The organism is uncultured Sphingomonas sp. (assembly GCF_964244265.1).
Lineage (GTDB): Bacteria > Pseudomonadota > Alphaproteobacteria > Sphingomonadales > Sphingomonadaceae > Sphingomonas.
The window spans coordinates 1-26,572 of sequence record NZ_CAXTHV010000017.1 but is presented as its reverse complement, the minus strand read 5'-3'; the positions used below and the strand labels follow the sequence as shown (position 1 = coordinate 26,572).

The window sequence follows — 26,572 nt, the reverse complement described above, 5'->3', positions numbered from 1 at the left end:
CGTGGCGTCAGGCGGCCGCGCGGCGGACTGCCTGCTGGACGAAGCTCCGGGCGTCGATTTCACCCAGCACCTGAACGGAGTCGCCGTCGCGGCGCGCGACCAGCACCACCCACTCGGCCTCGCCCGGCAGGTCGATCTCCGCCAGCACGGGCCGTGTCCGCAGCTCGGCCTGCGCCTGCGCGACGGGGTCGAGCGCCATGCGCGGGCGGCGCGCGATGCGTTCGGCGGCGACGACCGCCTTGATGCCGCCCTGCTGCAGGTCGAGGAAGGCCGGCAGCGCACCGGCGTCGACGCCGTGGCGGCGGGCGTGGTCGAGCACGGCGGCGAACTCGGTCAGCCGCGTCTTGTCGTAATCCGTGCCGAAGACGAGCTTGGCGACGGCGGTCATCGGCGCGCGCTGCTGCACGCGGATCCCGCCGGCGTCGAGCAGCGCGTCATAGCCCGCCGGGTCGGCGTCGGCGGCCAGCCCGAAATCATGCGCGCGGCCGAGCGCGCGGTAGAGGGCCGCACGGCTGCGCGTGTCGGCGGCGCGCACCGCGGCGGCGCTTTCGCGGGCGATGGCGAGCTGGTGGTCGAGGCCGGCCTGGCGCGTGTCGTCCTCGTCGCGTTCCGCGCCGGGGCCGTCGGCCCAGACCGGGGCCGTGGCGCCGGCGTCGCGCACCGTCGCATCGAGCTCGGCGACGAGGCCGGCCTGCGTCGCGGCGTCGGCGAGTTCCTTCCAGTTGATCACGCCATAGATGAAGTCGATCTGCTCGCCGTCGGACGAGAAGGGCATCAGGATGCCGCGGTAGAGCGTGTTGCGCCCGCGCGTGCCGACGAACTCGGCCTCGAAGCCGATCGGCGCGCGGTTGGCGATGATCTGGAGATAATGGTCGGTCAGCCGCGACAGCAGGGAGCGGGCGGGCACCTGGCTGATCTGGTCGATGTGCGCCGCGAGCCCGCATTCCTCGCGCAACGCGCGGCCGAGGAAGGAAATGTGCGGATCGTCGAGCCCGGCGGAGAAGTCGAGCAGCACCGAGTTCTGCCCGAAATCGGCGATCGAGGCGGGGTCCAGATCCTCGATCGAGGGATAGGGCCGGCCCTTCAGCAGCGACACCCAATGGTTGTAGGCGCGGACATGCATACGCCGCTCGTCGCCGCCCAGATCGAACATCTGATCGCTGACGCCACCGTCGGTCGCTTCTTCGGCCCCCTCCTCGGCCTCCTCCTCGGCGTCGAAACGCCCGTCGTTCAGACCCGTCATGTCCATGGTGCGTTCCGTCCACCGCCTCGTACGGGCAAGGCCATGCACCCGCCGTGGTAAACGCCGCGTAAACCCGGCCGCCCGCTTGCCAGCACCGGGGCCCTGCGCTAAGCGCCCGCCTTCCAGCGCAGGCCCACGACGGGCCTCCGGCCGCCTTAGCTCAGCTGGTAGAGCATCGCATTCGTAATGCGGGGGTCACAGGTTCGAGTCCTGTAGGCGGCACCACTCCCGAGCAGAAGAGGGCACCCCCGATGTCTGATCATCGGGGTCTTCGCCGACGGCGATTCGAGCGGCTTGATCGGTCCGCTGATCGTGATGACATCCGGCGCGGGTACCACCTTGTCGATGAAGCGACGAGCATAGCCCTGCCGGAGTACGGGGTCATCCGATCGCAGTTTGCGGATAACGACGTCGCCGAGCCGCCCGATCGCTTCGGCCGTGACGCTGCGATCGGTGGCTGACAACTGCCGCTCGACCAGCACGATCTCCGGGCCCAAATCGGCGCGGCGGGTGCGCTGGGCGGCGAGGCGGGCGGTTAAGTCGGTGTCGTGCGGGCTGCACCGCGGTGTCGGAAGGGGCCAACATGCCGACGACCTTGAAGGGTCGACGTCTTCAAGGACGCCAGGATCCTCTACGCGCCGGCAAGGCGGCTAACGCCGGCGGCGTCGCCGTCTCCGGCCTGGAGATGAGCCAGAACTCCGAGCGCCGCTCCTGGAAGGAAGCCGAGTTGCCGCTGCTGCTGCTCGACATCATGGAGGGCATCCATTCGCGCTGTGTCGTATATGGCACGCAGAGCGGTGGCCATGTCGACTATGTAAAGGTCGCCAGCATCGCCGCCTTCAAGAAGGTCGCCGACGCCATGCTGGCGTTCGGGGTGGTGTGATGTGAACGCGTCCGCCGGGTCGAGGCCCGGCGGCCGGCCTGTCCGGATTTGGAGTGGACTTGCGTGGAACAGCTTCTTTTCGATACGGCGACGCTGCCGCCTGCGGACAGATTTGCCGCCTGGGCCAGCTCGGTCCCGGACTTTCACGTGACCCCGCTGGCGCCCGGCGAACCGTTCGACGCCCGGGTCGCGGTGACCAAGCTCGGCCAGGTGATGATGATCGACGCGCGGCTTCCGCCCGTGCGGTTCGAGCGATCGCCCGACCTGATCGCGCTCGGCGGTGACCATCTCTCCTTCCAGCTGATGGTCGAGGGCGGTTTCGTCGGGGAGGCGGACGGCATGTCGCTGGCCGTCGCCGCCGGCGGTGCATGCCTGCTCGACCTGACCCGGCCGTGGTTCACCGACGGCACCCGCTGCCGGGCGATCCTGCTGCTGATGCCCCGCGCGCTGGTGGCGAAAGGCGAGGTTGCGGATCTGCCGCACGGATCGCTGCCGGCGGGCATGCCGCTGGCGCTGATGCGGGACTTCCTGGTGGCCCTGACGGATCGCCTGCCGGGCCTGGCCGAGGCGATGGCACCATCGCTCGGGCTGATCGTGCGCGATCTGCTCCTCGGTGTCCTGACCGGAGAGCCCGCGACGGTCCATCGTGGTGCCAGCCCGATGTCGGTGCGTGCCCGGCTGACGCGCCATATCGACGGCAATCTAGCCTCGTCGCACGATCCCGCGGGGCTGGCCAAGCGGATCGGCGTTTACCGCTCGGCGCTCTATCGCGCGGTCAAGCCGTTCGGCGGGGTCGCGGCACTGGTGCGCGAGCGCCGCCTCGCCGAGGCGCGCCGGGCGCTGGCGGACCCGGCCGATTTACGCTCGGTCGGCCGCATCGGCGCTGCCGTCGGCCTGCCCGACCTTGCCCAGTTCAGCCGGCAGTTCCGCCGCCGCTACGGCTATCCGCCGAGCAGCCTGCGCCGTGCCAGCGGCCGGCCGGCCGGGCGAGTGCTCCCGGCCGGCGCGGTGCAGGGCACCTATGTCAAGCTGATCGCCGAGCTTGGCTGACGGCGGCGGCGCAGCGCCCCGCCTACGGCGCCGAAGCCGACCACCAGCATCGCCCAGGTGGCGGGCTCGGGCACGGGGGAAACGGCGTCCTGCGTGGTGAGCCGCAGCACGGCCGCGCCTGGGTTTCGTCCACCGCAGCAACCCGCGGCGGCGTTGGGGTCGAACGCGACAACCCGGGCGAAGCCGTTGTCGAAAGTGGTGTCGATGGTTACGAATTGATCGACCGCAGGCGCGCGGATATCGACCACCAGCTTGCCGGCCGCCGGATCATAGACATAGGGCGTGGCGAAGTTGAACTGGATGCCGAACGGCTTGGTGAAGCCGGCCGGATTGCCCACGACATAATGCACCGATTGCGCGCCCGACATGACCGTCTGGGCATTGGTGGCGATATTGTCGGCGAAGGTGGCTCCTATCGTTCCGGCCAGGGTGGCCAGCTTCACCTGGAACAGGTCGCCGAAATTGATGTCGCCCTCATTGGTGGAGGGAGTGACGATCATGTCGTACCGCATCGCGAAGCCGCTGATGGTGATCGGCGCGTTGCCGAACAGGCTGGTGTCATAGAAGAACTGGATCCGGGTGCCCCCATCCGGCGCGAAGAGCACGCTGTTGCCCGCCCCCTCGCTGGGCTGATTGCTGCCGCCGGGCAGGAATACCTGCCCGGCCTGCGCCAGCGAAGGCGTCAGCGCGGCAAGGGATACGAGCAGTATATGGCGAATATTCATGATGATAACCCCCGGTTAGTGGCTTGTCCACGCGTCACCGATTAGGGCGGAAAGCCGCGGCTGTCGTTGTCGCCGCATCCCGCAGATTTGGCCCTGCGTCGCGCAGGTCCAGGTTACTTAGGCAATCGATTGGGGAGCGCGATTCAATCCCTGGCCAGCCATACCCGACGATGTCGTCCCTGGTTCAGTGAAGTCTTCGCGGGCGCCAATCGCTGCGGGTGCGAGCGCGTGGTTAATGTCCCCACCATCCGCGAGACGTCGCTCGACGACGGATTTCCCTCAACGCCGGCGCTGGGAGACAGCCGATATTGCGACCCTCGTTTTCTATCGACGCAACACACTGTTCGCGAAGAAGAACCCCCGACGCTTGCTGGCGGGCGCTCACTCGAACGGTATCGAAATTGCCCAATGTCCTGAGTGCCCGATTGGGTAGTGCACGGGGCACAGCTTCCCACCGCCGCGCCCGAAGGATGGCGTTGCCGGTGCCTGGCGATGGCGTGTCGCGTGGATAGCGGACGGGTCGCGCTTACCTGAAAGCAGGCGGTACCGGCCGTCCGCCGCGCGATCTTGCGCCTATTCAGCCGGTGGCGTCGGTGGATCGTGACGCCGGCGCCGTCGGGCTCGCGAGTTCCGGCATGGTCAAATGCGCGCCGCTCGCCATGTCGAGCAGCACCTCGGCACCCTGAAAGGTGGTGGCGAGCACCGCGTCGCCGACACGGCGCATCGCGACAAAGCATTCCCGGCCCGGTGTCTTCGGCAATTCCGCGCGCCATATCAGCCTGTCCTGGGCGTCGCGCCGGGCGATGTTGCACAGCCGCGGTTCGTCGGAGAGCGTCCATCGCTCGATCAGGATGCGTCCTTGCCCATGGCCCAGACGGATGGAGCGATAGATCGGGGCGGGATTTTCGGTCGGTGAGATGGCGGCATCCTCGGTGGCGACGAGGTAGCTACGCGCCGAGGCCGGTTTGGACGCACATCCCAGGCAATTTATCCAGCCGCTAGCGCCCGGCCGGCGAACTCATGACATTGTTCAAGATGAGGGCCGCGCCCGTCTGTGACCACCAATTGTCCATCGCGATCCGGCTGCCGACGCCGACCTGCTGAAGATATAGCTGCGCGTTGGTGTCGCTCAGCGACCGGGCGTCCCGCGCGAAGCCGGGCAGGGCGGTCGCGAAAACGGTGTCGAGCATGTCGTCCGAGACGGGTTGAGCGGCGCGATAGGGGCCGTCGGCCGCCGTCGCGGCGATCGGAAGGCTCAGCATCGCGGCGGCGAGCATCAGTGTGAGTGGGCGCATGGGTCACCTCGTTGCTCCCCCGACATCAACCAGCCGCGTGCGGAGGCGTTCCACAGCAGCGGAGATTTGCGAGGCCGACGCGTTGCCCTGCGCCAGCGGCAAAGCAATGAGGAGATGGGCGGGCGATCCGATCGCTGAAGAAAGCATAGCCCCAGCTCGATCAGTTCGCGGTCATTACGGTATCGCAACGAACAATAGATAAGGAGATATAGGCTGTTGTTTGGTTAATCGGCGATTGACATTTCCCTCCTCAATCGACGAAATCGCATTGGCCTGAACATGCATTGATAAGCCGACAGGCCGGCAACGGTAACTTTTGAGTCGCGTTGGTCGGGGTCCAGGCGCGCTGACAGGGGGAAGCGGATGAACGGTTTGCGGGCGCGCGGCGCCGATGACGGCATCCTCGTTGATCCGGGCGATCACGATCACGACGACGGGCACAGTGCGATGGCGCGGACGCTCGCCGCCTGCGCTCAGCTCGCAGGCGCTTCGGCCGCCGCGGTGCTGTCCATCGAATCGCCACTGTCGCTGACCGCCGTCGCCCATGCCGGGTCGGCCGCGATCGACCTGGAGTCGCCAGCCATGCGGACGGCGGCGGAGCTCGAGGCGGCGCTGATGTTTCCGGCGGCCGCGCCGAACTGGGTTCCCGCCGACGACGGCCAGCCGGGGGCGACGACGCTCGTGCGGGTGGCGAGCGCCGGCGCGGTGACCTATATCCTGGCGCTCGTGTTCGAGACCGCGTCCGCCGTCGCGCGCGCCCGAGTCGCGCGGTTGATCCCCACGCTTACCGCCCTGATCGCCGCCCAGATCGAGGCGGAAGGCCGGTTCGAGGCGCTGGAGGAGCGGCATTCGGCTTGTGTCCTGGCGCTCGACCACGGCACGTGCGGGGTCATCGCGGTGCGCGCCGACCATACGGTGCTGTTCTCCAATACCGCCGCCGCCGCCATGCTCGCCGATGGGGATGGCCTTCACTTGAGGCGCGGCGTCGTCAGGCCGGTGGACTATCGACAGGCGGTAAGGTTCGAAGCCGCGCTCGATGCGGTGCAGGAGGGTCGCGGCGCGGGGCGGGCCGGCAAGCCGCCGGCGCTGGTCATGCTGCTGCCCAGCCAGGGCAAGGCACGTCCGCTAATCGTCGCGGTGGTGCCGGCGCGCGCCGGCCCGGCGTCCGCACAAGGCGCGTCGGCGCTGATCTATCTCTTCCAGCCCGATATCCATTCGGTCCACGGCCTCGATACGATCGCGGAGCTGCATGGGCTGTCGGGGGTCGAACGACGACTCCTGGCGCAGCTTTGCGCCGGTCTCACGGTCGCCGAGTCGGCGGAGCGCCTGCGCATCAAGCTGGAAACCGCGCGCGCCTATCTGAAGCAGATCTTCGCCAAGACGGGGACGCATCGTCAGGCCGAGCTGGTGGCGCTGATGACCCGCTATCTGCGGGTGATGCGCGGCGATTTCGATTTCCGCCCGGCCTGAATAGGCCCGCCGCCGGCGGTTCGACCAAAGATGGCGACTGTGTCCCGTAACGGGACAAAACCACTCCTCGTCAATGTCTTGCGCCGGTGCGTTTCCCGTCACCGCTGCCTGCCTCCCCCCATTTGGGGGCGCGCTATCCACCCGAATGCGGGCAGTCGGCGATATCGTTAACGTCTTATGAACAGCCGTCCAGAACTGGGCGGGGGGTACGACGAACGGCGATCAACGCCGCTCTCGGGCTCAGCCAAACATAACGAACAGAGGAATGATCGGCATGAGAATCAACCTTCTCCTGACTACGTCGGCAGTGGCACTTTTCGCCGCTTCGTCGGCAGTCGCACAAACCGGCGCCGTCCCGACCACGGGCCAGGGCGCCGGCACGTCCGCCGCTGCCAACGGCAGCACCGCGATCGGCGATCAGAACTCGGGCAACAGCGCCACCACGTCGGACAGCTCGGGGTCGAACAACACCGGCCTCGGCGCGGGGACCTCGTCGGCCAACAACGGCAGCCTCGCGGTCGGTGACGTCAGCAATGTCGCCAATGGCGGCAACACGGCGAACACCAACAATTCGACCAACGCCTCCAACTCCACCAGCGACAGCAACAACGGCGGCAACACGTCGACGTCGCTCGCCGACAGCCAGAACAACAACTCGACCAACGGCAGCAACAACGGTGGCAACACCTCGCTCGCCGACAGTCAGAACACCGCGACCACGACCAACACCGATCAGTCGCGGACCAGCACCTCGGGCGGCGCGGGAACCTCCTCGGCGAACAATGGCGGTCTCGCGGTGGGCGATGTCGGCCTGAGCAATGTCGGCAGCACGAACGGCAGCCATAACGGCGGCAACACCGACAGCTCCGGCAGCAACAACGGCGGCAACACCTCGCTCGCCGACAGCCAGAACACGGCCAACACGACGAACACGACAAACACCACGAACACGACCAACACCACCAGCACCGATCAGTCGGCGGGCGGCGCGGGTAAGTCGGCCGCCAGCAGCGGCGGTATCGCCGTGGGTGACGTGAGCCTGGCCAATGTCGGCAGCACGAACGACAGCAACAACGGTGGCAACACCAACAGCTCCGGCAGCAACAATGGCGGCAACACCGATAGCTCGGGCAGCAACAACGGCGGCAACACGTCGTTGGCCAACAGCCAGAACACGAGCAACGTCACGAACACGACGACCAACACGGACAAGTCGACGACCAGCACCTCGGGCGGCGCGGGCACCTCTTCCGCGAACAACGGCGGTGTCGCGGTCGGTGACGTGAGCCTCGCCAACGTCGGCAGCACGAACGGCAGCAACAACGGCGGCAACGACAGTTCGACGAATAACTCCAACAACGGCGGCAACACGTCGACGTCGACCTCGCTCGCCAGCAGCCAGAACAACAATTCGACCAACGGCAGCAACAACGGCGGCAACACCACCAACACCGACAACTCCAACCGTTCGACCAACACGTCGGCCGCCGCGGGTACGTCCGCTGCCAGCAACGGCGGCATCGCGGTCGGCGATGTGAGCAACAACGGCAACGACGGCAGCTCGGCGTCGGGGGCGCGGGTGGCGGCCAACAACGGCGGCACGGCGACCGACAACACCAACAACTCGGACAATTCTAACCGTTCGACGAACACGACGCTGGCCAATAGCCAGAATACGACGAACACGACGAACAACACCGACAATGCGAATCGCTCGGTGAACACGGCGACCACCAACAACGACCAGGCGAACCGTTCGGTCAACACGACCAACACGGATCAGTCGAACCGTTCGACCACCGTCGCCAATACCGACAACTCGAACAACTCGGTGAACACCTCGAACAGCGGCAACACGACCGATCAGTCGAACCGCTCGACGAACACGACGCTGGCCAACAGCCAGAACACATCGACGGCAACCAGCAACACGACCAACAACACCGATAACTCCAATCGGTCGACGAATACGACGGTCGCCGACAGCAACAACAGCTCGACGACCACCACGAACAACAACACGACCAACAATACGGATAATTCCAACCGTTCGACCAACAATACGGCGACCTATGCCAACGCCTTCAACACGAGCACCGAGACGGCGGGTGACGCCACCGTCAACAGTGGCAGCGTGTTCGGCGACGGCGCGCTGGTAGCGAGCTCCTCGCTCTCCAGCTACGTCAGCGGGGTTCATGTGACCTTCGGTGGCACCGCGGGTGATCAGGGCGCGCCGAACAACAGCCTGACCACGGGCAACAACGCCTTCCAGAACTTCGCCGGTATGCAGTCGCTGAACCAGAACACGGGTGCAGCGGCCTCGCAGAACTCGAACGTCAGTGTGGCGATCAGCACGGGTGACGTTACCACCCGCTAAGGGTGGATGACGGGCGGGAGGGGCTGATGGCTCCTCCCGCCACATTTTTTGTCCGACCAAGGCTCAGTCCATGAAAACCGCTCTCTGGAGCATTCTCGCCGGTGCGCCGCTCGCGGTCTGCCTCGCGTCGGGTGCCTCCGCTCAAACCGCGACCGCCCCCGCGACAGACACGTTCGCGACCGCCGTCACCGAAGCCGATCTGGGCGAGGTCACGGGCCGCGAGAACACCGCCACGCTCGCCGCGATCGCGACGCAGCGCAACACCGTCTCGGGCAACAGCGTCACCGGCAATTCCGTTACCGGCAGCGTCCAGATCGACGGCAACGCCTTTCAGAACCTGCAGGGGCTGGCGGTGATCAGCGCCAACAGCGGCAACAACGTCGCGATCAATTCGGCGATGAACGTCACGATCAATCTGGGCCCGCGGTGAAGCCAGCGGGCGGATTGCTGGCCGCGGCCCTGCTCGCCGGCTGCGCGGCGCAGAGCCATGGCGGCGATCCGCAATTCCTGAGCTCGTCGGGGTCGATGAGCGACTTTCGCGTTCCCGTCGCCTCCATGCTCGCGCGCAAGTTCAATACGGTCGTGCGCCAGCAATATGATTTCAGTTGCGGCTCGGCCGCGCTCGCGACGCTGCTCCTCTATCATTACGAACTGCCGCGCTCCGAAGCGGATGTCTTCACCGGCATGTGGCGCAAGGGCGATCAGCCGCGCATCCGCCAGGTCGGCTTCTCGCTGCTCGACATGAAACGCTACCTCGTCGACAATGCGCTGAAGGGCGACGGCTATCGCGTATCGCTCGACTCGATCGCGGAACGCGGCCTGCCCGGCATCGCGCTGATCACGGTCAAGGGCTACCGCCACTTCATCGTCGTCAAGGGCGTCACCGCCGACCGCGTGCTGATCGGCGACCCCTCGCTGGGGCTGCGGAGCATGAGCCGGAACGAGTTCCAGCAGATCTGGAACGGCATCTATTTCGTGCTGACCACGTCGCTCGACGTCGGCCAGCGCAATTTCAACGGGCAGCGTCAATGGCGGGCGATCGCGCGCGCGCCGGTCGGCGGTCCGTTCGTCGATCCGCTCAGCCCGGCGGCGCTGGCGCTGACCGCCCCCTTCTATCGGGACTTCTGATCTCTCATGCGTTCGCTCTTCCTCGCGATCCTGTCTTGTGCCCTGGCCTCGCCGGTGGCCGCGCAGCAGGTCGACGGCCCGCTGCCCGAGGCGGCCAGGCTCACCGACGCGCAGCTCGCGCGGCTGACGGGCAAGTTTCTGCTGCCCAACGGCGTCGAGCTGGCGCTGTCGGTGACGAGCGACACCGTGGTCAACGGCCAGCTCGTGCTCCGCACCGTCCTGACCGTCGACCGCGGCAGCCAGGTGCAGGTGTACGGACGCGAAAGCGGCGCGAGCGGGATCGCCTACACGGGCGCGTCCGGCGGCGCGCAGGCGACCGCGCCCACGGGCGTGTCGATCACGCTCGATCGCCAGTCCGGGTTGCAGACCGTCACGCCGACCTATGCCGCCGCGACCCCTTCCGTATCGGTCGGCGCCGCCGTTCAGACGCCGGAAAGCCTGGGATTGAGCGCGCTGCCGGTCGTCGCCGGTGGGGCATCGGTGGTCACCGCCGACGGGACGGTGAGCGTCGCCGCCGTGCCCAGCGGCACGCAGGTCACGCTGGTCGGCGACCAGTTCTCGGTCGCCAATCTGGTCGGCCGCGCGGTCGCGACGGCGTTGGTCAACTCGGCGAATGACCGCACCTTCGACACGGTCACCAACGTCGGGATCGATTTGCGCAACATTGCTCCCTATCAAGCGGGGGCGGCGCAGATGCACATAGAAACCTTGGCGCTGGATGCCGCGAGGGGGATGGTACGATGATGATGCTGGTAGCCGCCGGGATGCTAGCGGCGGCGGAGCCGCAAGCGAACACTCCGCCCCTGACGCGCGCGGCGTTGCAGACCGAGCTGACCGAGGCGCGGGCCGAGATCGCCGCGCAGCGCAAGCAGCTGGACGCGCAGGAAGCGCGGCTGCGGGCGTTGGAGGACCGCATGGCCAGCGCCGGTCCCGTATCATCGCCCGCACCCCCGCCGGCGCTCGCGCAGGCGACCCTGGGCGGCGCGCCCGGCGGCGACCCCGCCGCGCTCCAGCAATCCGCCCTCCAGCCGCCGCTCGAACGCGTCGGCGAGCGTCCCGCCGATCGCGACCGCCCGCCCGAGGTCGCGGTGCTCGGCAGCGAGGGCAGCGTCGTCACCCGCAAGGGCCAGCTCACCGGCGAGATCCAGCTCGACTATGCCCGCGCCGACCGCAACCGCGCGCTGTTCCGCGGCATCGAGATCGTCGAGTCGGTGCTGGTCGGCGAGTTCAACATCAACGAGAGCCGGCAGGACATCTTCACCGGCTCGCTCGCGGCGCGCTACGGCGTGACCGACAAGCTGGAGATCGGCGCGCGCGTGCCCTTCGTCCACCGTGCCGACAGCTCGGTGCTAGTGCCGGTGCAGGGCAGCACCAGCAACGACACGGCGCGCGAGATCGACAGCGCCGCGACGGGCACGGGCGTCGGCGATGTCGAGATCTCGGCGCGCTACCAGCTCGCCGCCGCGCATGGCGGCTTGCCCTTCCTGGTCGGCAACCTTCAGGTCGTGGCCCCGACCGGCTCCGACCCGTTCGGCGTGCCGCGCAACGCGAACGGCGAGGCGCTCAAGGCGGCGACCGGCTCCGGCTTCTGGGGCGTCTCGCCGAGCATCACCGCGATCCTGCCGAGCGACCCCGCCGTGCTGTTCGGCACGATCGGCTATACCCACAATTTCGGCAAGGCGGTCGACACGGTGATCTCGCCGGTGCGGCTGACCTATGTGAAGCCCGGCGACTCGGTGTCGTTCAGCGCCGGCATCGGCATCTCGCTCAACGAGCGGACCTCGTTCAATCTCGGCTACGCCCAGACCTGGGCGTTCGGCACCAGGACGAAGACCATGCTCCTCTCGCCCGGGCCCACCGATCCCACCGGCGAGATCGAGCAGACCGCGCGCGACCTGCAGCTCGGCCGTTTTCTGTTCGGCGTCACCTATCGCGCCACCGACCGCGCGAGCATCAACTGGTCGGTCGAGGTCGGCGCCACCGACGACGCCCCGGACGTTCGCACGGTGCTCCGCCTGCCGCTGGTGCTGTTGACCCCGCGCTAGAAGCCGCCACGCATCGACATCACGTTGGGGAGGTGAATTTCATGACCTGGGCGAAAACACACCGACCCCGAACTGCGCGTCGATGCCGGTGAAGCTGAACCGGGTGCGGCCAGTGCAGGTCGCCGCCGCGCTGCTGATCGCGAGCAGCGCCAACGCGCAGGATTTCGCCGACACGCAGGCAATGGCGAACAAGGTTCTGTTCAGCGCGCAAGACGCCGCCCGCGACAAGCGGGTTGCGGAGCAACGCCGGATCGAGGACCTCGCCCGGCGCACCGACCAGCAAGCGACCTTGCTGCAAGCGCAGGCGGCCTCGGTGCAGCAACTCGGCGACGAGCTTCAGCTTATCAGGGACGAACGTGTCCTGATCGATCTTGCCGCGGCGTTCGACGCGACGCTCGTCGGCAGGCGCTGGACGCTTGTCCGCACATTTCTAGCTGACCCGATAGCGATCGATCTCGACGGTCAACCAGGGGCGGCCGGCACCATGTCGGCGGACGCTTTCGTCGCCAGTTTACCCGCGTTGACGGCGGGGGGTAGCATCCTCCCCCGCTCCAATCAGCGCGTACGCATCGATGGGGGGAGCGCGACGCTGTCGTCGGACGGCTATGCCTGGCGTCGTGCCAATGGTTCGCCGACGTCGCGCGACTTGCAGGCTGGTCAGTACGAATACCGCTTCGAGCGAGCGACGGATGGCTGGAAGATAGACGGCCTGACGTTTCACCTGCTGCCGGCCACCAGGTGAGGTGAGTTGACTTCGTTTTTCATCCGGCGTGGATTTGAGCAGGAGATCCCGTCGGACGACCGAGCCTTTTACCGTCGTTAGAGCCCTGTTGTATCATTGAGATACGCATCTTGGCGACCCGTCGGAATCAGACGAACGCCACCTTGATGGTGCGGCGACGCATGGCGCCGCCGACCAGGCCAAAGCCCGCGATCATCATCGCCCAGGTGGCCGTTTCCGGGACGGCGGACGTCGCGTCGCCCCCGCCTCTCGTCCATGTGCCGTTGCCGTGCGAATAATAGCCGTCGCCCTCGTCCTGGTAATGCGGTGCGTCGGAGTAGATGACGACCTGCCCCGTCCGGCCGCCAACCGCTCCCCAGTTCCATGTCCGAAGGGTGGTGTTGTTGAACGTGAACGTCGAGTCGAACCGCAGCAGGTCGCCGTTGGCCGAGCTTAGCGTCTGAACCCCGTCGAATACGCTCCAGGCCGACACGGCGCTGATGCCGACCGTCTGATCGCCGTTGCCCTGGATGAAGTCCGGCGTGAAGGTAAAGCTCGCGGTCAGGCCCTGACGGCTCGTGTACGTGCAATATTGATAGCTGGCCGTCGCGCAGCTCAACGCATTGCCCTGATAATTATACGTGCCACTCGTGGCGTTCGCCGCAACCGCGTGCGCGGCGACCAACAGGCCGAGCGACGTCATCGCTGTTTTCCGTAACATATCATCCCCCTCGGCCAACCGTTACGACGGCGCGTGACCAAAACCGTGCGATCCCGCCGTCCCCGACGACTGTTGGCGATGGTCGTCGTCGGATGTTTAAGCGCGGTGCTACGCCATCGGCCCGACGACCTTGCCGATCCATCCCCCGTTCGGGGGAGGCGCTACCCGGGCGGATCGCGAACGTCGAGAAATCGGCGGCCGTTCAGCCGCGCTCGATGAGCCGCCAGACGGCCATGCCGCCGATCGCCACGCGCGGGGCGTCAGAGCCGCGCAGACGCGACGCCGGCAGGCACCCTGGAGTCGTTAATCCAATCCTGCCGTTCCGATGCTACCGGTGCCCGGCAAGGAGACCATGATGAAGTTCGTCGAGCTCAAATCTCGCGGTGGCGACTACAAAGTCGTTGCCGCCAATGTCGCCTATCTGCGTACGGATGAGAACGGTCAGACGAAGGTCGGACTGGTCGGCGGCGACTCGATCCTCGTCGTCGGCACCGTGGACGACATTGCCGCGCAAATGCAGGCGGGGTAGCGCCCGGTCGCTAGATGCCCGGCGAAGGCCTGCGGAGCCTGACGGTGGCGTCGGCCGCCGATGTGCCGGCGGTGCCCGAGCCGGCCACCTGGGCGCTGATGGTCGCGGGCTGCGGGACGACCGGCTACCTGATGCGCCGCCGTCGGCGGACCAGCATCACCTTCACCTTCACCTTCACCTGAAGCTTCTCGCCGGACTGACGACGCCGCCGGTCGGAGGGCCGGCGGCGGTTCCGTGTTCGGGGTCGGCGCGGCCCCGCCGCTACTCCACTTGCCCCGTGTGGAAAGCGCCCTAGGCGCTGCCGCCGGCCGGGAGGTCGTGGCCGGACCCCGCCAGCCCGGCCAGCGCATAGGACAATTGCTGTCGCGCGACGGCTTTCAGCGTGGCGATCAGGGTGTCGTCCAGCGCGGGGCGGTCGAGCATGTCCATCACCTTGGTCTGGTTGAAGTGGAAGATCATCGACAGGCCCATCAGCGACAAGGCGTGGAGTTCGAGGTCGATCCGTCGCATCGGCGCGGCGGCGACGCGCTCGACCACCTTCTGGAAAGTCTGGAACAGCGGCGTGCCGATGCGGTCCTTCATGAACGCCTCGGACGTGTTCTCGCCATTCTCCGCGTCTTCCCAGGCCAGCAGCCGGCGGATCGCCTGGCCCTCGCGATCGGCGAAGAACGAATCGATCAGGCTGTTCTGCACCTCGCCCAGTGATGCGACGAGGCCGTCGAGCGACGCCCCGGCGTCGACGCTCGCCTGGCAGGCGAGCACCGCAGGGCTGATCCGGCGCCAGACGCCATCGGTCAGCCGGTCGATGCAGGCGTTGTAGAGGCCGAGCTTGCCACCGAAATAATAATGGATCGCGGGCGTATTGACCTTCGCGCAGGCCGCGATGTCGCGGGTCGACGTGCCCGCGAACCCCTGCCGCCCGAAGATGTCGATCGCGACGTCGATGATCCGCTGCTTGGTCTCCTCGCCGCGCGGATAGCGGCCGGTCGCGGTACGCGGCTTGCAGAGCATCATCCCTCCTCACTTCCTCTTTCGTCCGACATAGAAAACTATGCCACTTGACACAAGTATGTCGATTGGCATATTTATATCGCTCGATATATTTGCCGCCAGACCGGCATGATCCGACAATGGTGGTTCCGCTATGCCAACTCGACCGCTGCGCACGCTCGTCCTCACCGCCGCGCTGGCGCTCGCCGCGTGCGGCAAGGCGCCGCCGCCCGCGCCGCCGCCCCCGGCGGTGGGCTTCATCGTCGTCAAGACCGAGCCGGTGACGCTGACGACCGAATTGCCGGGCCGTATCTCGGCGCTCGAGACGTCGGACGTGCGGCCGCAGGTGGCGGGCGTGGTCCGCGAGCGGCTCTTCGAGGAAGGGTCGATCGTCCGTGCGGGGCAGGTACTGTATGTGATCGACGATGCCGCCTATCGCGCCACCGCGCTCAACGCGCAGGGGCAATTGGCTAGCGCGCAGGCGACGATCCGCTCGACCGCGCTGCAATCGGATCGCTATCGCCAACTCGCCGCCGCCAACGCGATCAGCAAGCAGGATGCCGACAATGCCGCGGCTTCCGCGGGGCAGGCGCGCGCGCAGGTCGTGGCGGCGCGCGGTTCGCTGCGCAGCGCCGAGGTCAATCTCGGCTTCACGCGCGTCCGCGCGCCGATCAGCGGGCGGATCGGGCGGTCGCTGGTAACGCCGGGCGCGCTGGTCGCGACCGGCCAGGCCGATCCGCTGGCGACGATCCAGCGGCTCGACACGGTCTATGTCGACGTATCGCAATCCGCGGCGCAGCTGCTCGACCTGAAGGAGGCGCTCGCGGGCGGCGGCGTCAGCCGACAGGGCCCCGACAGCGCCCGCGTCCAGCTTCTGCTGCCCAACGGCAAGATCTATCCGATCGAGGGCAAGCTCCAGTTCGCCGACGTCACGGTCGACCAGACCACCGGCTCGGTGACGCTGCGCGCCACCTTCCCCAACCCCGGCGGAATGTTGCTGCCCGGCCTGTTCGTCCGCGCGCGCATCGTCGAGGGCGTCCAGGCGCAGGGCCTGCTGGTGCCGCAGGCCGGCGTCTCGCGCAACGAGCGCGGTCAGGCGACGGCGCTGGTGCTCGGACCCGGCGACAGCGTCCAGCTGCGCATCGTCACCACGCGCCAGACGGTTGGCGACAAATGGCTGGTCACCGGCGGGCTGAAGGCGGGTGACCGGCTGGTCGTCGAGGGGCTGGTCGGCGTCATGCCCGGCATGAAGGTGACGGCGCACCCCGCCGGCGCCGCACCACCCAGGCCGGCCGCGGCGGGGCAGGGGCCGCGCTGATGTCGCGCTATTTCATCGATCGCCCGATCTTCGCCTGGGTGGTCGCGATCGTGATGATGCTGGCCGGCGGGCTGGCGATCCGCGCGATGCCGATCGCGCAATTTCCCAACATCGCGCCCCCCTCCATCTCGGTGACGGCGGTCTATCCCGGCGCCGACGCGCAGACGCTGGAGAACACGACGACTCAGGTCATCGAGCAGCAGCTCAAGGGCATCGACCATCTGAGCTATTTCTCCTCGACCAGCGATTCCTCGGGCACCGCGACGGTCACGCTGACCTTCGCGCAAGGCACCGATCCCGACACCGCGCAGGTCCAGGTCCAGAACAAGGTCCAGGCGGCGACCGCGCTGCTGCCCCAGGCCGTCCAGCTCCAGGGCCTGCGCGTCGCCAAGTCGGTCAAGAACTTCGCGCTGGTGATCGCGGTCTATTCCGCCGACGGCAGCCACGATCAGGACGATATCGGCGATCTGGTCGCGGCGCGGATCCAGGATCCGCTCAGCCGCGTCACCGGCGTCGGCGACACCCAATTGTTCGGCTCGCAATATGCGATGCGGGTGTGGATCGACCCCTACAAGATGCAGGGGCTGAAGGTCACCACGGGCGACATCCGCGCCGCGATCGTCGCGCAGAACGCGCAGGTCTCGGCCGGGCAGATCGGCGGCCTGCCGACCGTCGCGGGCCAGGCGATCAACGCCGTCGTCACCGCGCAGTCGCGGCTCCAGACCGCCGAGCAGTTCCGCGCGGTCGTGCTCCGCGCCAATCCCGACGGGTCGAACGTGACGCTGGGCGATGTCGCGCGCGTCGAGATCGGCGCCGAGACGGCGAGCTCGATCTCGCGCTACGATGGCCATCCCGCGAGCGGCATAGCGGTCAAGCTCGCCCCCGGCGCCAACGCGCTGGCGACGGTGCGCGACGTCAAGGCCGAGATCGCGCGGCTGACGAAGAGCTTCCCGCCCGACGTCCGCGTCGCTTATCCCTTCGACAGCACGCCCTTCGTCAGCCTGTCGATCCACGAGGTCGTGCAGACGCTGATCGAGGCGGTGGTCCTCGTCTTCCTCGTCATGCTGCTGTTCCTCCAGAGCTGGCGGGCGACGCTGATCCCGACGATCGCGGTGCCGGTGGTGCTGCTCGGGACCTTCGCCATCCTGTTCGCGCTCGGCTTCACGATCAACACGCTGACGCTGTTCGGCACCGTGCTGGCGATCGGGCTGCTCGTCGACGACGCGATCGTCGTCGTCGAGAATGTCGAGCGGCTGATGGACGAAGAGGGGCTGACCCCGCTCCAGGCCGCGCACAAGTCGATGGACGAGGTCAGCGGCGCGCTGATCGGCATCGGCGTGGTGCTGTCGGCGGTGTTCCTGCCGATGGCGTTCTTCGGCGGGTCGGCGGGCGTCATCTATCGCCAGTTCTCGATCACGATCGTCTCGGCGATGGTCCTGTCGGTGCTCGTCGCGCTGACGCTGACCCCGGCGCTGTGCGCGACGTTGCTCAAGCCGCGGGATCAGGAAAAAAAGCGCGACACTGGCTTTTTCGGCTGGTTCAATCGCAAGTTCGACCGGACGCGCGACCGCTATGCCGACGGCGTGCAGGCCGCCAACCGGCGCTGGGGCCGGTCGCTGATCGTCTATGCCCTGATCTTCGCGGGCATGGCGCTGCTGTTCGCGCGGCTGCCCGCCGGCTTCCTGCCCGACGAGGACCAGGGCGTCATGTTCGCGCAGGTGGTGATGCCGGCCGGCTCGACCGCGGCCCAGACCGAGGCGGCGATGGCGATCGCGCGCAAGCATTTCATGGTCGACGAAAAGGCCAATGTCGACGGCTTCTTCAGCATCTCCGGCTTCAGCCTGGGGGGCATCGGCCAGAATGTCGGCACGGCCTTCATGCGGCTCAAGCCCTGGGACGACCGCGACGGCGCGGATAACAATGCGCAGTCCATCGCCAATCGCGCGATCAGGAGCCTGGCGCAGGCGGTGCCGCAGGCCAAGGTCATCGCGTTCGCGCCGCCGGCGGTGCTCGAACTGGGCAATGCCACCGGCTTCGATTTCGAGCTGAAGGATCTGGGCGGCCACGACCACGCCGCGCTGACCGCCGCGCGTAACCAGTTGTTCGGCATGGCGATGAAGGACCAGCGCGTCGCGCAGGTCCGGCCCAACGGGCTGGAGGACGCACCGCAGCTCAAGATCGATCTCGACCTGCCGCGCGCGACCGCGCTCGGCCTCGCGCCCGCCGACATCAGCGACACGCTGAGCACCGCGCTCGGCGGCGCCTATATCAACGACTTCATCGATCGCGGCCGCGTCAAGAAGGTGTTCGTCCAGGCCGACGCGCCGTTCCGGACCCGTCCGGAGGACGTCGAGGCGCTGTTCGTGCGCGGACCGACCAATGTCATGACGCCGGTCTCCGCCTTCGCCGCGACGAACTGGACGATGGGGCCGATGCGGCTGGAGCGCTACAACGGCTCGCCGGCGATGGAGCTGCAGGGCATGGCGGGGCCGGGCAAGAGCAGCGGCGACGCGATCAAGGCGATGGCCGAGCTCGCGACCAAGCTGCCGCCCGGCTTCGGCTATGAATGGACGGGCCTGTCCTATGAGCAGCAGGCGTCGGCCGGGCAGGCGTTGCCGCTCTATGGACTGTCGCTGCTCATCGTGTTCCTCTGCCTCGCCGCGCTGTACGAGAGCTGGTCGGTCCCGATCGCGGTCGTCCTCGTCGTGCCGCTCGGCGTCATCGGCGCAGTGATCGCGGCGACGCTGACCGGGCTCGACAACGACATCTACTTCCAGGTCGGGCTGATCACCACCGTCGGTCTCGCCTCGAAGAACGCGATCCTGATCGTCGAGTTCGCCGAGGAACGGGTCGCCGGCGGCATGGACGTCGCCAAGGCGGCGTTCGAGGCGGCGACGCTGCGGCTGCGCCCGATCCTGATGACCAGCCTCGCGTTCGTGTTCGGCGTCCTGCCGCTCGCGATCTCGAGCGGCGCGGGCTCGGGCGGCCGCCATGCCATCGGGCGCAGCGTGATCGGCGGAATGTTGTCGGGCACCATCCTCGCGATCTTCTTCGTGCCGGTGTTCTTCGTGCTCGTGAAGACGCTGTTCAAGCAGCACGGTGTGCCGCGATCGGCGGACGACCAGCCCCGGGACACCGCCGCGCCCGGCACGCCACAGGAGGCATGACATGCGCCATTCGGCCCTGACCCTCGGCCTCACCGCCGCGCTCGCGCTCGGCGGCTGCGACCTCGCGCCGCATTATGTGCGGCCTGCGCTGCCGGTGCCGCCGACCCTGCCGGTCGGCGCGGCCGACCCGGGCGCGGTCGCGCCTGCCGACGTCGCGTGGCGCGATTTCTTCACGGACGCGCGGCTGCGAACGCTGATCGAGCTGTCGCTCGTCAACAATCGCGACCTGCGTATCGCGGTGGCGAACGTCGCGCAGGCGCGGGCGCAGTTCGGCGCGCGCCGGGCGGACCTGTTCCCGACGCTGAACGGCACCGGCGACGCGACCTTCCAGAAATCATCGCAAGGCTCGTTCGCGTCGTTCGGCGGCGGCGCGGGCGCGGCGATCCCACGCCGCATCGACACCTATTCGGCCGGCATCGGCATCTCCGCCTGGGAAATCGACCTGTTCGGCCGGCTGCGCAACCAGAGCAAGGAAGCGTTCGAGACCTATCTGGCGAGCGAGGAGGCGCGCAACGCCGCGCAGGTGCTGCTCATCAGCGAGGTCGCCACCGCTTACGTGACGCTCGCGGCCGATCGGGACGCGCTCGCCATCGCGACGACGACCGTGAAGAGCAACGCGGCGACGCTCGATCTCGCCCGCACCCGCTTCCGGATCGGTGTCGCCAGCGAGATCGACGTGCGCCAGGCGCAGACCAGTTACGACAGCGCGCGCGCCGACGCGGCCCGGCGCACGGCGCTGGTGACGCAGGACGGCAACGCGCTCCAGCTTCTCGTCGGCGCGGCGCCGCCGGCCGACCTGCTCCCCGCCAGCCTGCCCGCGACCGGCGCGACGATCGCCGCGCTGCCGGTCGGCCTGTCGTCGGACGTGCTGCTGCGCCGGCCCGACATCGCCGAGGCCGAGCACCGGCTGCGCGCCGCCAACGCCGACATCGGCGCGGCGCGGGCGGCCTTCTTTCCCACGATCAGCCTGACTGCTGTGCTCGGCACGCTCAGCACCGCGCTGTCGGGGCTGTTCGCGGGCGGCAACGGCAATTGGACGGTCGAGCCGCAGGCGAGCGTGCCGCTGTTCGACTTCGGCAGGAACAAGGCCAACCTGCGCTATTCGCGGGCGTCGCGCGACGTCGCGGTCGCGCAATATGAAAAGGCGATCCAGACCGGCTTCCGCGAGGTCGCCGACGCGCTGGCGCAGCGCGGGACGATCGGCGAGCAACTGGCGGCGCAGACCTCGCAGGCGGAGGGCGCGGCGGCGACGCTGCGGCTGTCCGACCTGCGCTATCGCGCCGGCGTCGACCCGTTCCTGAACGTCCTCGACGCGCAGCGCACGCTCTACGCCGCGCAGCAGTCGCTCGTCACGACGCGGTTGACCGAGCAGGCGAACATGGTCGAGCTCTACCGCTCACTCGGCGGCGGGCTGAAGTAGCGCCGCGTCACATCCATCGGAGGAAGGCCCATGCAACACGAACCGGACATCCTATGCTATCACGGCCGCCGCTCGGTCGACGAGCTGGTCGGCGCGCTGAAGGCCGGGAACGTCGCCGCCGCGATGGTCCACAAGGAGCTGTCTCTCCTCCACTCGATCGCTTCGTGTCTATGATGACCGCCGCCGCCGCCGGCGTCCACAACCGGCCGACTACCCCGCCGGGCCCCGCCAACCATGACGGCGTCAGGTGACGCGCCGTACCTTCTCGCTTGCAGGGGGAGGGAAACGGATGGCCTTGCGAGCCAAAGGCTATTGCAGCGCCAGCCGCGACAGCGCCGCGTTGGCGACCGCCGCCGCGCCCACGCCCGTCGCCGCCCCGACGCGGCGCGCCAGCGCATGGCCGATCTTCCAGCGCGAGGCGAAGCGCAGCGTGAAGTCGATGTCGTAGAAGGCGGCGACCGCGCTGCTCTGGTCCATGTCCATCACCGGGCAATAAGCGTGGACCGTCAGCTCCTTGCGCGTGTTGCAGCGTTCGATCACCACCTGGGTGATCAGATGCCGCCACGCGCCATGCCCGCGCTCGTGAACCAGCCCCGGCAGCGTCGCCAGCTCGGCCGCGCCGCGCAACCGCTCGCCGTCGGCGCATTCGAACACCCCGTCGGTGGTGAACAGGTCGGCCCAGCAATGCCCACGATCGTGATCGAGGAAATGCGAGAAGTGGCTCAGCAGCTCCTGCACGTCGAGCCGCGTCTGGATATCGATCGTCGAGATACAGGTCATCACACTCTCCCGCCGCTTGCACGGCACCGCCGGCGATTGGCTCGCCTGACTTGGGCAAGAGTGTCTCACGCCTGACCGGAGGGTGCAAGCCATACGCCCCCCCGCCAGCACCCGCGCCACCGCCGGCTTCATCTGCACGCCCCGGATGCCCGCTCCTGGCCTCGATCGCGCGGCCCGCGTCGTCGCGGCAGACCGCGCCGGCGACCAGCCCGTCCGTCGGCTGATAGCGCTAGCGTCGCCGCCGTCGAGAAGGGGTTTGGCGATCAGTGCTGCCGGAGAAATGGCGGGTTTTTCCAAGACGGTGGATGAGACAGGCACTACCCTGCCAAAGCGGCATCCGGTCGTCGAAGGAGGAAGGAATGCGGTGGAAAACCGGACGCGCAGTCTTGGCGGCGTTGTTGACGGCCGCCTGCACGAGCCAGGCTGAAGCGGCGAACCCGCTGTTGGGAAAGTGGAAGGTGGAGGCGCGCGGCCCGACCGACCGTTCCGGCCGGGACGGGTGCGCTGACTTTCCCGAGATCGATTTCGATGCGACCACGCAGACCGTTTACCGAGCAGCAGATAAGTACAGCCCCTCCAGCGAGATGACGACGCGGGTGATCTATTTCGTTCGGGGCAACAATGTTTTCGCTTCATCGACGCCAGGCTTCGCAGGAGCGCCGATGTACACGATGCTGGGCGCAAACGAGATGAAGGAGAACGATTCCCTCGGCTGCCATTACGCAAGGATGTAGGTGAGGGTAGGGCAAGGCCACGCCGGGCAGTCCGCGTACGAACAAGCGTCTGATGGGATTGGAGCTGAACGAGTGTCCGCTCCCCGGAAGCCGCCGCGCGCCGCTGAATGACCGGGTTGGGGCGATAGCCGCCCCCCGCGCCGATCTCGCCGTTAGCGAAAAACCGCTGTCCTACATGCCGATGGATGGTCATCGGTCGACGCCATGTCGCATCGGTCGTCGCATCGTCGCCTACGTCTCGCTGCCGTCGAGCGGATCAGGGGGCGTCGCGCGCGCACGCGAGAGGGCGCGACTTTCGTGACTTTTGGCGCAAGCCGGGCGTCTCAACTTTCTCAACTTGTCACCCGCGCAACCGTCCCCGGCGCCACCCGCTCAGCAACCGGGCAACCACGGTGCTCACCTGGGCGTTTCGTCTCGTCGCAGACGTGATAGGGGACAGGCATGGCCGAGGAAACGCATGTGCTCGACGCGCCCCCGCCCGGCGCCGCGTCCGACTGGACGATCCCGCAGGGCTGGGCGGACTATACCGCGCAGGAGCACGCGACCTGGGATACGCTATTCGCGCGCCAGACACGGCTGCTGCCGGGCCGCGCGTCGGACGCCTATCTGAAGGGCCTCGCCGCGCTGCGCCTGTCCGAGGGCGGCATTCCCGATTTCGAGGAGCTGTCGGACCGGCTGGCAAAGCTGACCGGCTGGCGCGTCGTCGCGGTACCGGGGCTGGTGCCCGACGAGGTGTTCTTCGATCATATGGCGAACCGCCGCTTCGTCGCGGGCAATTTCATCCGTCGCCCGGACCAGCTCGACTATCTGCAGGAACCCGACGTCTTCCACGACGTCTTCGGCCATGTGCCGATGCTCGCCGACCCGGTGTTCGCCGATTATCTGGAGGCGTATGGCAAGGGCGGCCAGCGCGCGATGCAGCACGACGCGCTCAAGTATCTGGGCCGGCTGTACTGGTACACGGTCGAGTTCGGGCTGATAGCCGAGCCGGAAGGCTTGCGCATCTACGGCAGCGGCATCGTGTCGAGCGCGGCGGAAAGCAGGTTCGCGCTCGACGATTCGTCGCCCAACCGCCTCGGCTTCGATCTGGCGCGGGTGATGCGGACCGAATACCGGATAGACGACTTCCAGCAGAATTATTTCGTCATCCCCAGCTTCGACACGCTGCTCCGCGCGACGGTCGAGACCGACTTCGCCCCGCTGTACGAGGCGCTGAAGGCGCAGCCCGACATCCCGGTCGCGGAAATATTGCCGGAGGACGACGTGATGACGCGCGGCACCCAGGGATATGCGCGGCAGCGGAGCAGGGGCGCGTGAGCGGGCTGCGCAAGTTCGCTATCGCCTTCGGCTTCGTGACGATGCTGGCGGTGTCGCTGCCGGCGAAGAATGTCCTGACGCCGGGTCCCAAACCGACGACGGTCGATCCCGGCCGCGTGCCCTTCGCTTTCGCCACGCCGCCTGTGATCCGACCGACCTTCGCCCGTGACGAGCCGTTCCTCGAAGGCGATCTGGCGTACGGCTACACCGGGCGCGTCGTCACGCCGATCCAACGCGGCGGCGACGTCGTCGCCCCGGCCGGCAGTCCCGCTTACGGCGTGCCGATGCGGGTACGCGACCGCGACAATACCGCGCAGACCCCCGATCAGCCGATTTTCCGGGGCGAAAAGTGGGCGAGCGAGGCCGGGCCGGCCGAGCTTGTCTGGTGCGCGGCCACCCGCAAGCCGGGCTCGCCGAGGGTCGGCACCGTGTGCCTGTTCGATGAGGGGCTGACCTTCGGCGGAAATGACGCGCTGATGACGACGGCGAGCTATATCCTCGACCGCGACCGCTACGGCGGTGGCGAGATCGGCCCCGGCACGTTCGATCTCGGCGCGCCGGTGAGGGTGCGCTATTTCGTTCAGAGCCTTGGCAAGATCGCGCGGATCAAGGCACAGATCTGGGTCGGCGATGTGATGGCCAACCAGTGGGGCTATGTCTTTGGCGACATCGGCCGCGGCAGCCAGCCGGCCGAACGCCTGTTCGCGGTTGGCGGCGGGGTGATCGGCATCAGCGCCGATCCTGTCGCGAAGGACCGTTATACGCTCCGGATCATCGAGCCGTTGACCCCCGGCGGGGGCGCGCCACTGACCGAGAAACGTAACGACTCGCGCGCCAGATAGCGAAAGGCTCAGCCGTCGCTGCGCCACGCGTGTCGATCGCCCACGCTATAGGCTGCGCCACCGGCACCACCTTCCGCCACCAGCAGCAACACCGTCCAATCCCCCCGCACCAGCCGTCGCCGCTCCCCGCACCCCTGCGCCGCATAAGCCGCGACCACCGCCTCGGCCTGCGTCGACAGCAACCCCGCGAGCAGCACCCGCCCGCCCGGGCTGGCGATGGCCGCGATCTCCCCCGCCATCGCGATCAATGGCCCCGCCAGGATGTTGGCGATCACCAGATCGTACGGTGCGCCGTCCGCGATCGCCGTATCCTGCGCCCCGTCCGCCACGACCAGCGTCACCGCCTCGATGCCGTTGACCGCCATGTTCTCGGCGGTGACGTCGATCGCCACCGCATCGATGTCGGTCGCCGTCACCCGCGCTTCGGGCCACAGCGCCCGCGCCGCGAAGGCGAGGAGGCCGGTGCCCGTGCCCAGATCGATGACGTCCGCGAACCGCTCGTCCGCCAGCGCGTCGAGCACGGCCAGGCAGCCGGCGGTGGTATGGTGATGCCCCGTCCCGAACGCCTGCGCCGCCTCGATGCGCAACGCCGTCGTCCCCGCCGGCACCGCGTCGGCGTAAGCAGCGGTGTGGACGAAGAACCGGCCCGCCCGGATCGGCGCCAGCCCCGCCTGGCTCAGCGTCACCCAATCCTGCGCGGGCAGCGGGGCAGGGGCCACGTCGCCGCCGCCGGCGACCAGCGCCCGCACCGCCGCCAGCGTCTGCGCATCGGGCTCGCCGTCGAAATAGGCGTCGAGCCGCCATTGGCCTTCGGCCTCGTCCTCCTCGGTCGTGACCAGCACCGCGCCGTCGATCTCCGCCGCTGCGATCGCTTCCGCCTCAACCTTGGCGCAGGGCAGGCTGAGCTTCCAGCTTTCTTGATTGGTCGCGCCGCCGGCCGTGGAAGGGGATCCCCCTTCCACTGGCGGTCGCTCAGCGGACATAGGAGGCCCCGTTCACGTCGAGCACCGCCCCCGTCATCGACGCCGGCGCGTCGAGCGCGAGGAAGCGGACCACCTCCGCCACCTCGGCGGGTTCGGCGACGCGGCCGAGCGGGATGTCGGCGAGCAACCTGTCGCCGCCCCGGCTCGCCAGATAGTCCTCCGCCATGCCCGTCATCGTGAAGCCCGGACACACCGCAAAGGCGAGGATGCCGTCGGCGGCGTACCCCCGCGCGATCGTCTTGGTCATCGCCACCATCCCCGCCTTGGACGCCGCATAATGCCAATGCTGGGGGGAGTCGCCGCGATACGCCGCCCGGCTGGCGACGTTGACCAGCCGCCCGCCGCCGGTCTGCCGCCAGTGCCGCACCGCCAGCCGGCTGAGTTCGGCGGTGGCGGTCAGGTTGATCCGCATTGTCCGCTCCCAGCCCGCGACCCATGCGGCGTCCTCACCGTCGAGCGGGTTCGCCTCGAACACTCCGGCATTGTTGACCAGCACGTCGATCCGCCCGCCCGCCGCGTCCAGCGCCCGCGCCCAGAGCCCGGTCGCCGCGCCCCGCTCGGCGAGGTCGGCGGCGATACCGCTATGCGTCCCATGCCCGATCACGGTCGCGCCGGCGGCGGCCAGCGCCGCCGCGCACGCCGCCCCGATGCCGCGCGACGAGCCGGTGAGAAGGATAGTGGTCATGCCGAAAGCGCTTAGCCTCGGCTCGACCGTCAGGCTACCTTTGCCAGGAACCCGTCCGCGGCGCTCTTCAGCCCGCCCAATTGATCGTCGACCTCGCCGAAGCCTTGTCCGAGGCGGTCGATCTCGCTGGCGACGCTTTCGGTGTCCTC

The 26,572-nt window shown here is 68.1% G+C and carries 25 protein-coding genes, 1 tRNA gene and 2 pseudogenes; 19 read left to right on the top strand and 9 right to left on the bottom strand.

The window, feature by feature from the left end; genetic code table 11:
* Positions 1–7 precede the first annotated feature (7 nt).
* Entirely contained in the window at positions 8–1,249 is a 1,242-nt protein-coding gene (locus ACFE7K_RS08725) for a hypothetical protein (protein ID WP_375397797.1), read from the bottom strand.
* A gap of 143 nt (positions 1,250–1,392) precedes the next feature.
* Between ACFE7K_RS08725 and ACFE7K_RS08720 the strand changes: the two genes are divergently transcribed.
* From ACFE7K_RS08720 to ACFE7K_RS08710, 3 genes are all read left to right on the top strand, one after another.
* Positions 1,393–1,468 (top strand) — tRNA-Thr (locus ACFE7K_RS08720).
* 232 nt (positions 1,469–1,700) lie between these two features.
* Entirely contained in the window at positions 1,701–2,126 is a 426-nt protein-coding gene (locus ACFE7K_RS08715; protein ID WP_375397841.1) for a hypothetical protein, read from the top strand.
* Positions 2,127–2,273: 147 nt separating this feature from the next.
* Positions 2,274–3,176, top strand: a complete 903-nt coding sequence (locus ACFE7K_RS08710; protein WP_375397796.1) for a helix-turn-helix domain-containing protein — start codon at positions 2,274–2,276, stop codon at positions 3,174–3,176.
* Here ACFE7K_RS08710 and ACFE7K_RS08705 read toward each other — a convergent pair.
* The 3 genes from ACFE7K_RS08705 to ACFE7K_RS08695 form a co-directional block, all read right to left on the bottom strand.
* Positions 3,146–3,901, bottom strand: a complete 756-nt coding sequence (locus ACFE7K_RS08705; protein WP_375397795.1) for a PEPxxWA-CTERM sorting domain-containing protein — start codon at positions 3,899–3,901, stop codon at positions 3,146–3,148. The two genes, ACFE7K_RS08710 and ACFE7K_RS08705, sit on opposite strands and share 31 nt — an antisense overlap.
* Before the next feature lie 577 nt (positions 3,902–4,478).
* Complete coding sequence (locus ACFE7K_RS08700) at positions 4,479–4,625, bottom strand: hypothetical protein (protein ID WP_375397794.1); 147 nt, start codon at positions 4,623–4,625, stop codon at positions 4,479–4,481.
* Positions 4,626–4,899: 274 nt separating this feature from the next.
* Positions 4,900–5,196 (bottom strand): hypothetical protein, encoded by a 297-nt coding sequence (locus ACFE7K_RS08695; RefSeq protein WP_375397793.1) that lies wholly within the window; start codon positions 5,194–5,196, stop codon positions 4,900–4,902.
* A 363-nt stretch (positions 5,197–5,559) separates the two neighbouring features.
* On the opposite strand from ACFE7K_RS08695, the gene ACFE7K_RS08690 reads away from it, so the two are divergent.
* The 7 genes from ACFE7K_RS08690 (at position 5,560) to ACFE7K_RS08660 (ending at position 12,958) form a co-directional block, all read left to right on the top strand.
* A complete protein-coding gene (locus ACFE7K_RS08690; protein ID WP_375397792.1) occupies positions 5,560–6,666 on the top strand; it encodes a helix-turn-helix transcriptional regulator in 1,107 nt (368 codons plus the stop codon).
* A 274-nt stretch (positions 6,667–6,940) separates the two neighbouring features.
* Complete coding sequence (locus ACFE7K_RS08685; RefSeq protein WP_375397791.1) at positions 6,941–9,043, top strand: beta strand repeat-containing protein; 2,103 nt, start codon at positions 6,941–6,943, stop codon at positions 9,041–9,043.
* A gap of 70 nt (positions 9,044–9,113) precedes the next feature.
* Positions 9,114–9,473 carry a hypothetical protein gene (locus ACFE7K_RS08680; RefSeq protein ID WP_375397790.1) on the top strand — a complete coding sequence of 120 codons (360 nt, stop codon included), beginning with the start codon at positions 9,114–9,116 and terminating at the stop codon, positions 9,471–9,473.
* The gene (locus tag ACFE7K_RS08675) at positions 9,470–10,171 is read left to right on the top strand and encodes a C39 family peptidase (protein WP_375397789.1); all 702 of its coding nucleotides are present in this window, start codon (positions 9,470–9,472) and stop codon (positions 10,169–10,171) included. The genes ACFE7K_RS08680 and ACFE7K_RS08675 overlap by 4 nt, the downstream gene beginning before the upstream one ends.
* Before the next feature lie 6 nt (positions 10,172–10,177).
* Positions 10,178–10,915, top strand: coding sequence for a hypothetical protein (locus tag ACFE7K_RS08670; protein ID WP_375397788.1), 738 nt, complete (start codon positions 10,178–10,180; stop codon positions 10,913–10,915).
* A complete protein-coding gene (locus ACFE7K_RS08665) occupies positions 10,912–12,216 on the top strand; it encodes a transporter (protein WP_375397787.1) in 1,305 nt (434 codons plus the stop codon). The genes ACFE7K_RS08670 and ACFE7K_RS08665 overlap by 4 nt, the downstream gene beginning before the upstream one ends.
* 82 nt (positions 12,217–12,298) lie before the next feature.
* On the top strand, positions 12,299–12,958 hold the full coding sequence (locus tag ACFE7K_RS08660) for a nuclear transport factor 2 family protein (protein ID WP_375397786.1): 660 nt from the start codon (positions 12,299–12,301) through the stop codon (positions 12,956–12,958).
* Positions 12,959–13,085: 127 nt separating this feature from the next.
* Here ACFE7K_RS08660 and ACFE7K_RS08655 read toward each other — a convergent pair.
* Positions 13,086–13,193 (bottom strand): annotated as a pseudogene (locus tag ACFE7K_RS08655) (PEPxxWA-CTERM sorting domain-containing protein); the annotation flags it as partial.
* 820 nt (positions 13,194–14,013) lie between these two features.
* Between ACFE7K_RS08655 and ACFE7K_RS08650 the strand changes: the two are divergent.
* Both ACFE7K_RS08650 and ACFE7K_RS08645 read left to right on the top strand, forming a co-directional pair.
* Positions 14,014–14,187: a hypothetical protein gene (locus ACFE7K_RS08650; protein WP_375397785.1), complete on the top strand. Its 174-nt coding sequence runs from the start codon at positions 14,014–14,016 to the stop codon at positions 14,185–14,187.
* Between the two features lie 62 nt (positions 14,188–14,249).
* A pseudogene (locus ACFE7K_RS08645) lies at positions 14,250–14,369 on the top strand (PEPxxWA-CTERM sorting domain-containing protein); the annotation flags it as partial.
* A 109-nt stretch (positions 14,370–14,478) separates the two neighbouring features.
* Here ACFE7K_RS08645 and ACFE7K_RS08640 read toward each other — a convergent pair.
* Entirely contained in the window at positions 14,479–15,201 is a 723-nt protein-coding gene (locus tag ACFE7K_RS08640) for a CerR family C-terminal domain-containing protein (RefSeq protein ID WP_375397784.1), read from the bottom strand.
* 130 nt (positions 15,202–15,331) lie between these two features.
* Between ACFE7K_RS08640 and ACFE7K_RS08635 the strand changes: the two genes are divergently transcribed.
* Genes ACFE7K_RS08635 through ACFE7K_RS08620 form a run of 4 tightly spaced genes read left to right on the top strand, consistent with a single transcriptional unit; the run spans position 15,332 to position 21,256 of the window.
* Positions 15,332–16,495, top strand: coding sequence for an efflux RND transporter periplasmic adaptor subunit (locus tag ACFE7K_RS08635; RefSeq protein WP_375397783.1), 1,164 nt, complete (start codon positions 15,332–15,334; stop codon positions 16,493–16,495).
* Positions 16,495–19,662 (top strand): efflux RND transporter permease subunit, encoded by a 3,168-nt coding sequence (locus ACFE7K_RS08630; RefSeq protein WP_375397782.1) that lies wholly within the window; start codon positions 16,495–16,497, stop codon positions 19,660–19,662. The genes ACFE7K_RS08635 and ACFE7K_RS08630 overlap by 1 nt, the downstream gene beginning before the upstream one ends.
* 1 nt (position 19,663) lies before the next feature.
* On the top strand, positions 19,664–21,082 hold the full coding sequence (locus ACFE7K_RS08625; protein WP_375397781.1) for an efflux transporter outer membrane subunit: 1,419 nt from the start codon (positions 19,664–19,666) through the stop codon (positions 21,080–21,082).
* 30 nt (positions 21,083–21,112) lie between these two features.
* Complete coding sequence (locus ACFE7K_RS08620) at positions 21,113–21,256, top strand: hypothetical protein (RefSeq protein ID WP_375397780.1); 144 nt, start codon at positions 21,113–21,115, stop codon at positions 21,254–21,256.
* Positions 21,257–21,391: 135 nt separating this feature from the next.
* On the opposite strand, the gene ACFE7K_RS08615 is transcribed toward ACFE7K_RS08620, so the two are convergent.
* Positions 21,392–21,862, bottom strand: a complete 471-nt coding sequence (locus tag ACFE7K_RS08615; RefSeq protein ID WP_375397779.1) for a nuclear transport factor 2 family protein — start codon at positions 21,860–21,862, stop codon at positions 21,392–21,394.
* 359 nt (positions 21,863–22,221) lie between these two features.
* Between ACFE7K_RS08615 and ACFE7K_RS08610 the strand changes: the two genes are divergently transcribed.
* From ACFE7K_RS08610 to ACFE7K_RS08600, 3 genes are all read left to right on the top strand, one after another.
* Positions 22,222–22,596 carry a hypothetical protein gene (locus tag ACFE7K_RS08610; protein WP_375397778.1) on the top strand — a complete coding sequence of 125 codons (375 nt, stop codon included), beginning with the start codon at positions 22,222–22,224 and terminating at the stop codon, positions 22,594–22,596.
* A gap of 441 nt (positions 22,597–23,037) precedes the next feature.
* The gene (gene phhA, locus ACFE7K_RS08605) at positions 23,038–23,913 is read left to right on the top strand and encodes a phenylalanine 4-monooxygenase (protein WP_375397777.1); all 876 of its coding nucleotides are present in this window, start codon (positions 23,038–23,040) and stop codon (positions 23,911–23,913) included.
* Positions 23,910–24,755, top strand: a complete 846-nt coding sequence (locus ACFE7K_RS08600) for a hypothetical protein (RefSeq protein WP_375397776.1) — start codon at positions 23,910–23,912, stop codon at positions 24,753–24,755. Before phhA ends, ACFE7K_RS08600 begins: the two co-directional genes overlap by 4 nt.
* A gap of 8 nt (positions 24,756–24,763) precedes the next feature.
* Here ACFE7K_RS08600 and ACFE7K_RS08595 read toward each other — a convergent pair whose 3' ends face one another.
* A complete protein-coding gene (locus ACFE7K_RS08595; protein ID WP_375397775.1) occupies positions 24,764–25,738 on the bottom strand; it encodes a 50S ribosomal protein L11 methyltransferase in 975 nt (324 codons plus the stop codon).
* On the bottom strand, positions 25,728–26,423 hold the full coding sequence (locus ACFE7K_RS08590) for an SDR family NAD(P)-dependent oxidoreductase (protein WP_375397774.1): 696 nt from the start codon (positions 26,421–26,423) through the stop codon (positions 25,728–25,730). Before ACFE7K_RS08590 ends, ACFE7K_RS08595 begins: the two co-directional genes overlap by 11 nt.
* Positions 26,424–26,572 lie beyond the last annotated feature (149 nt).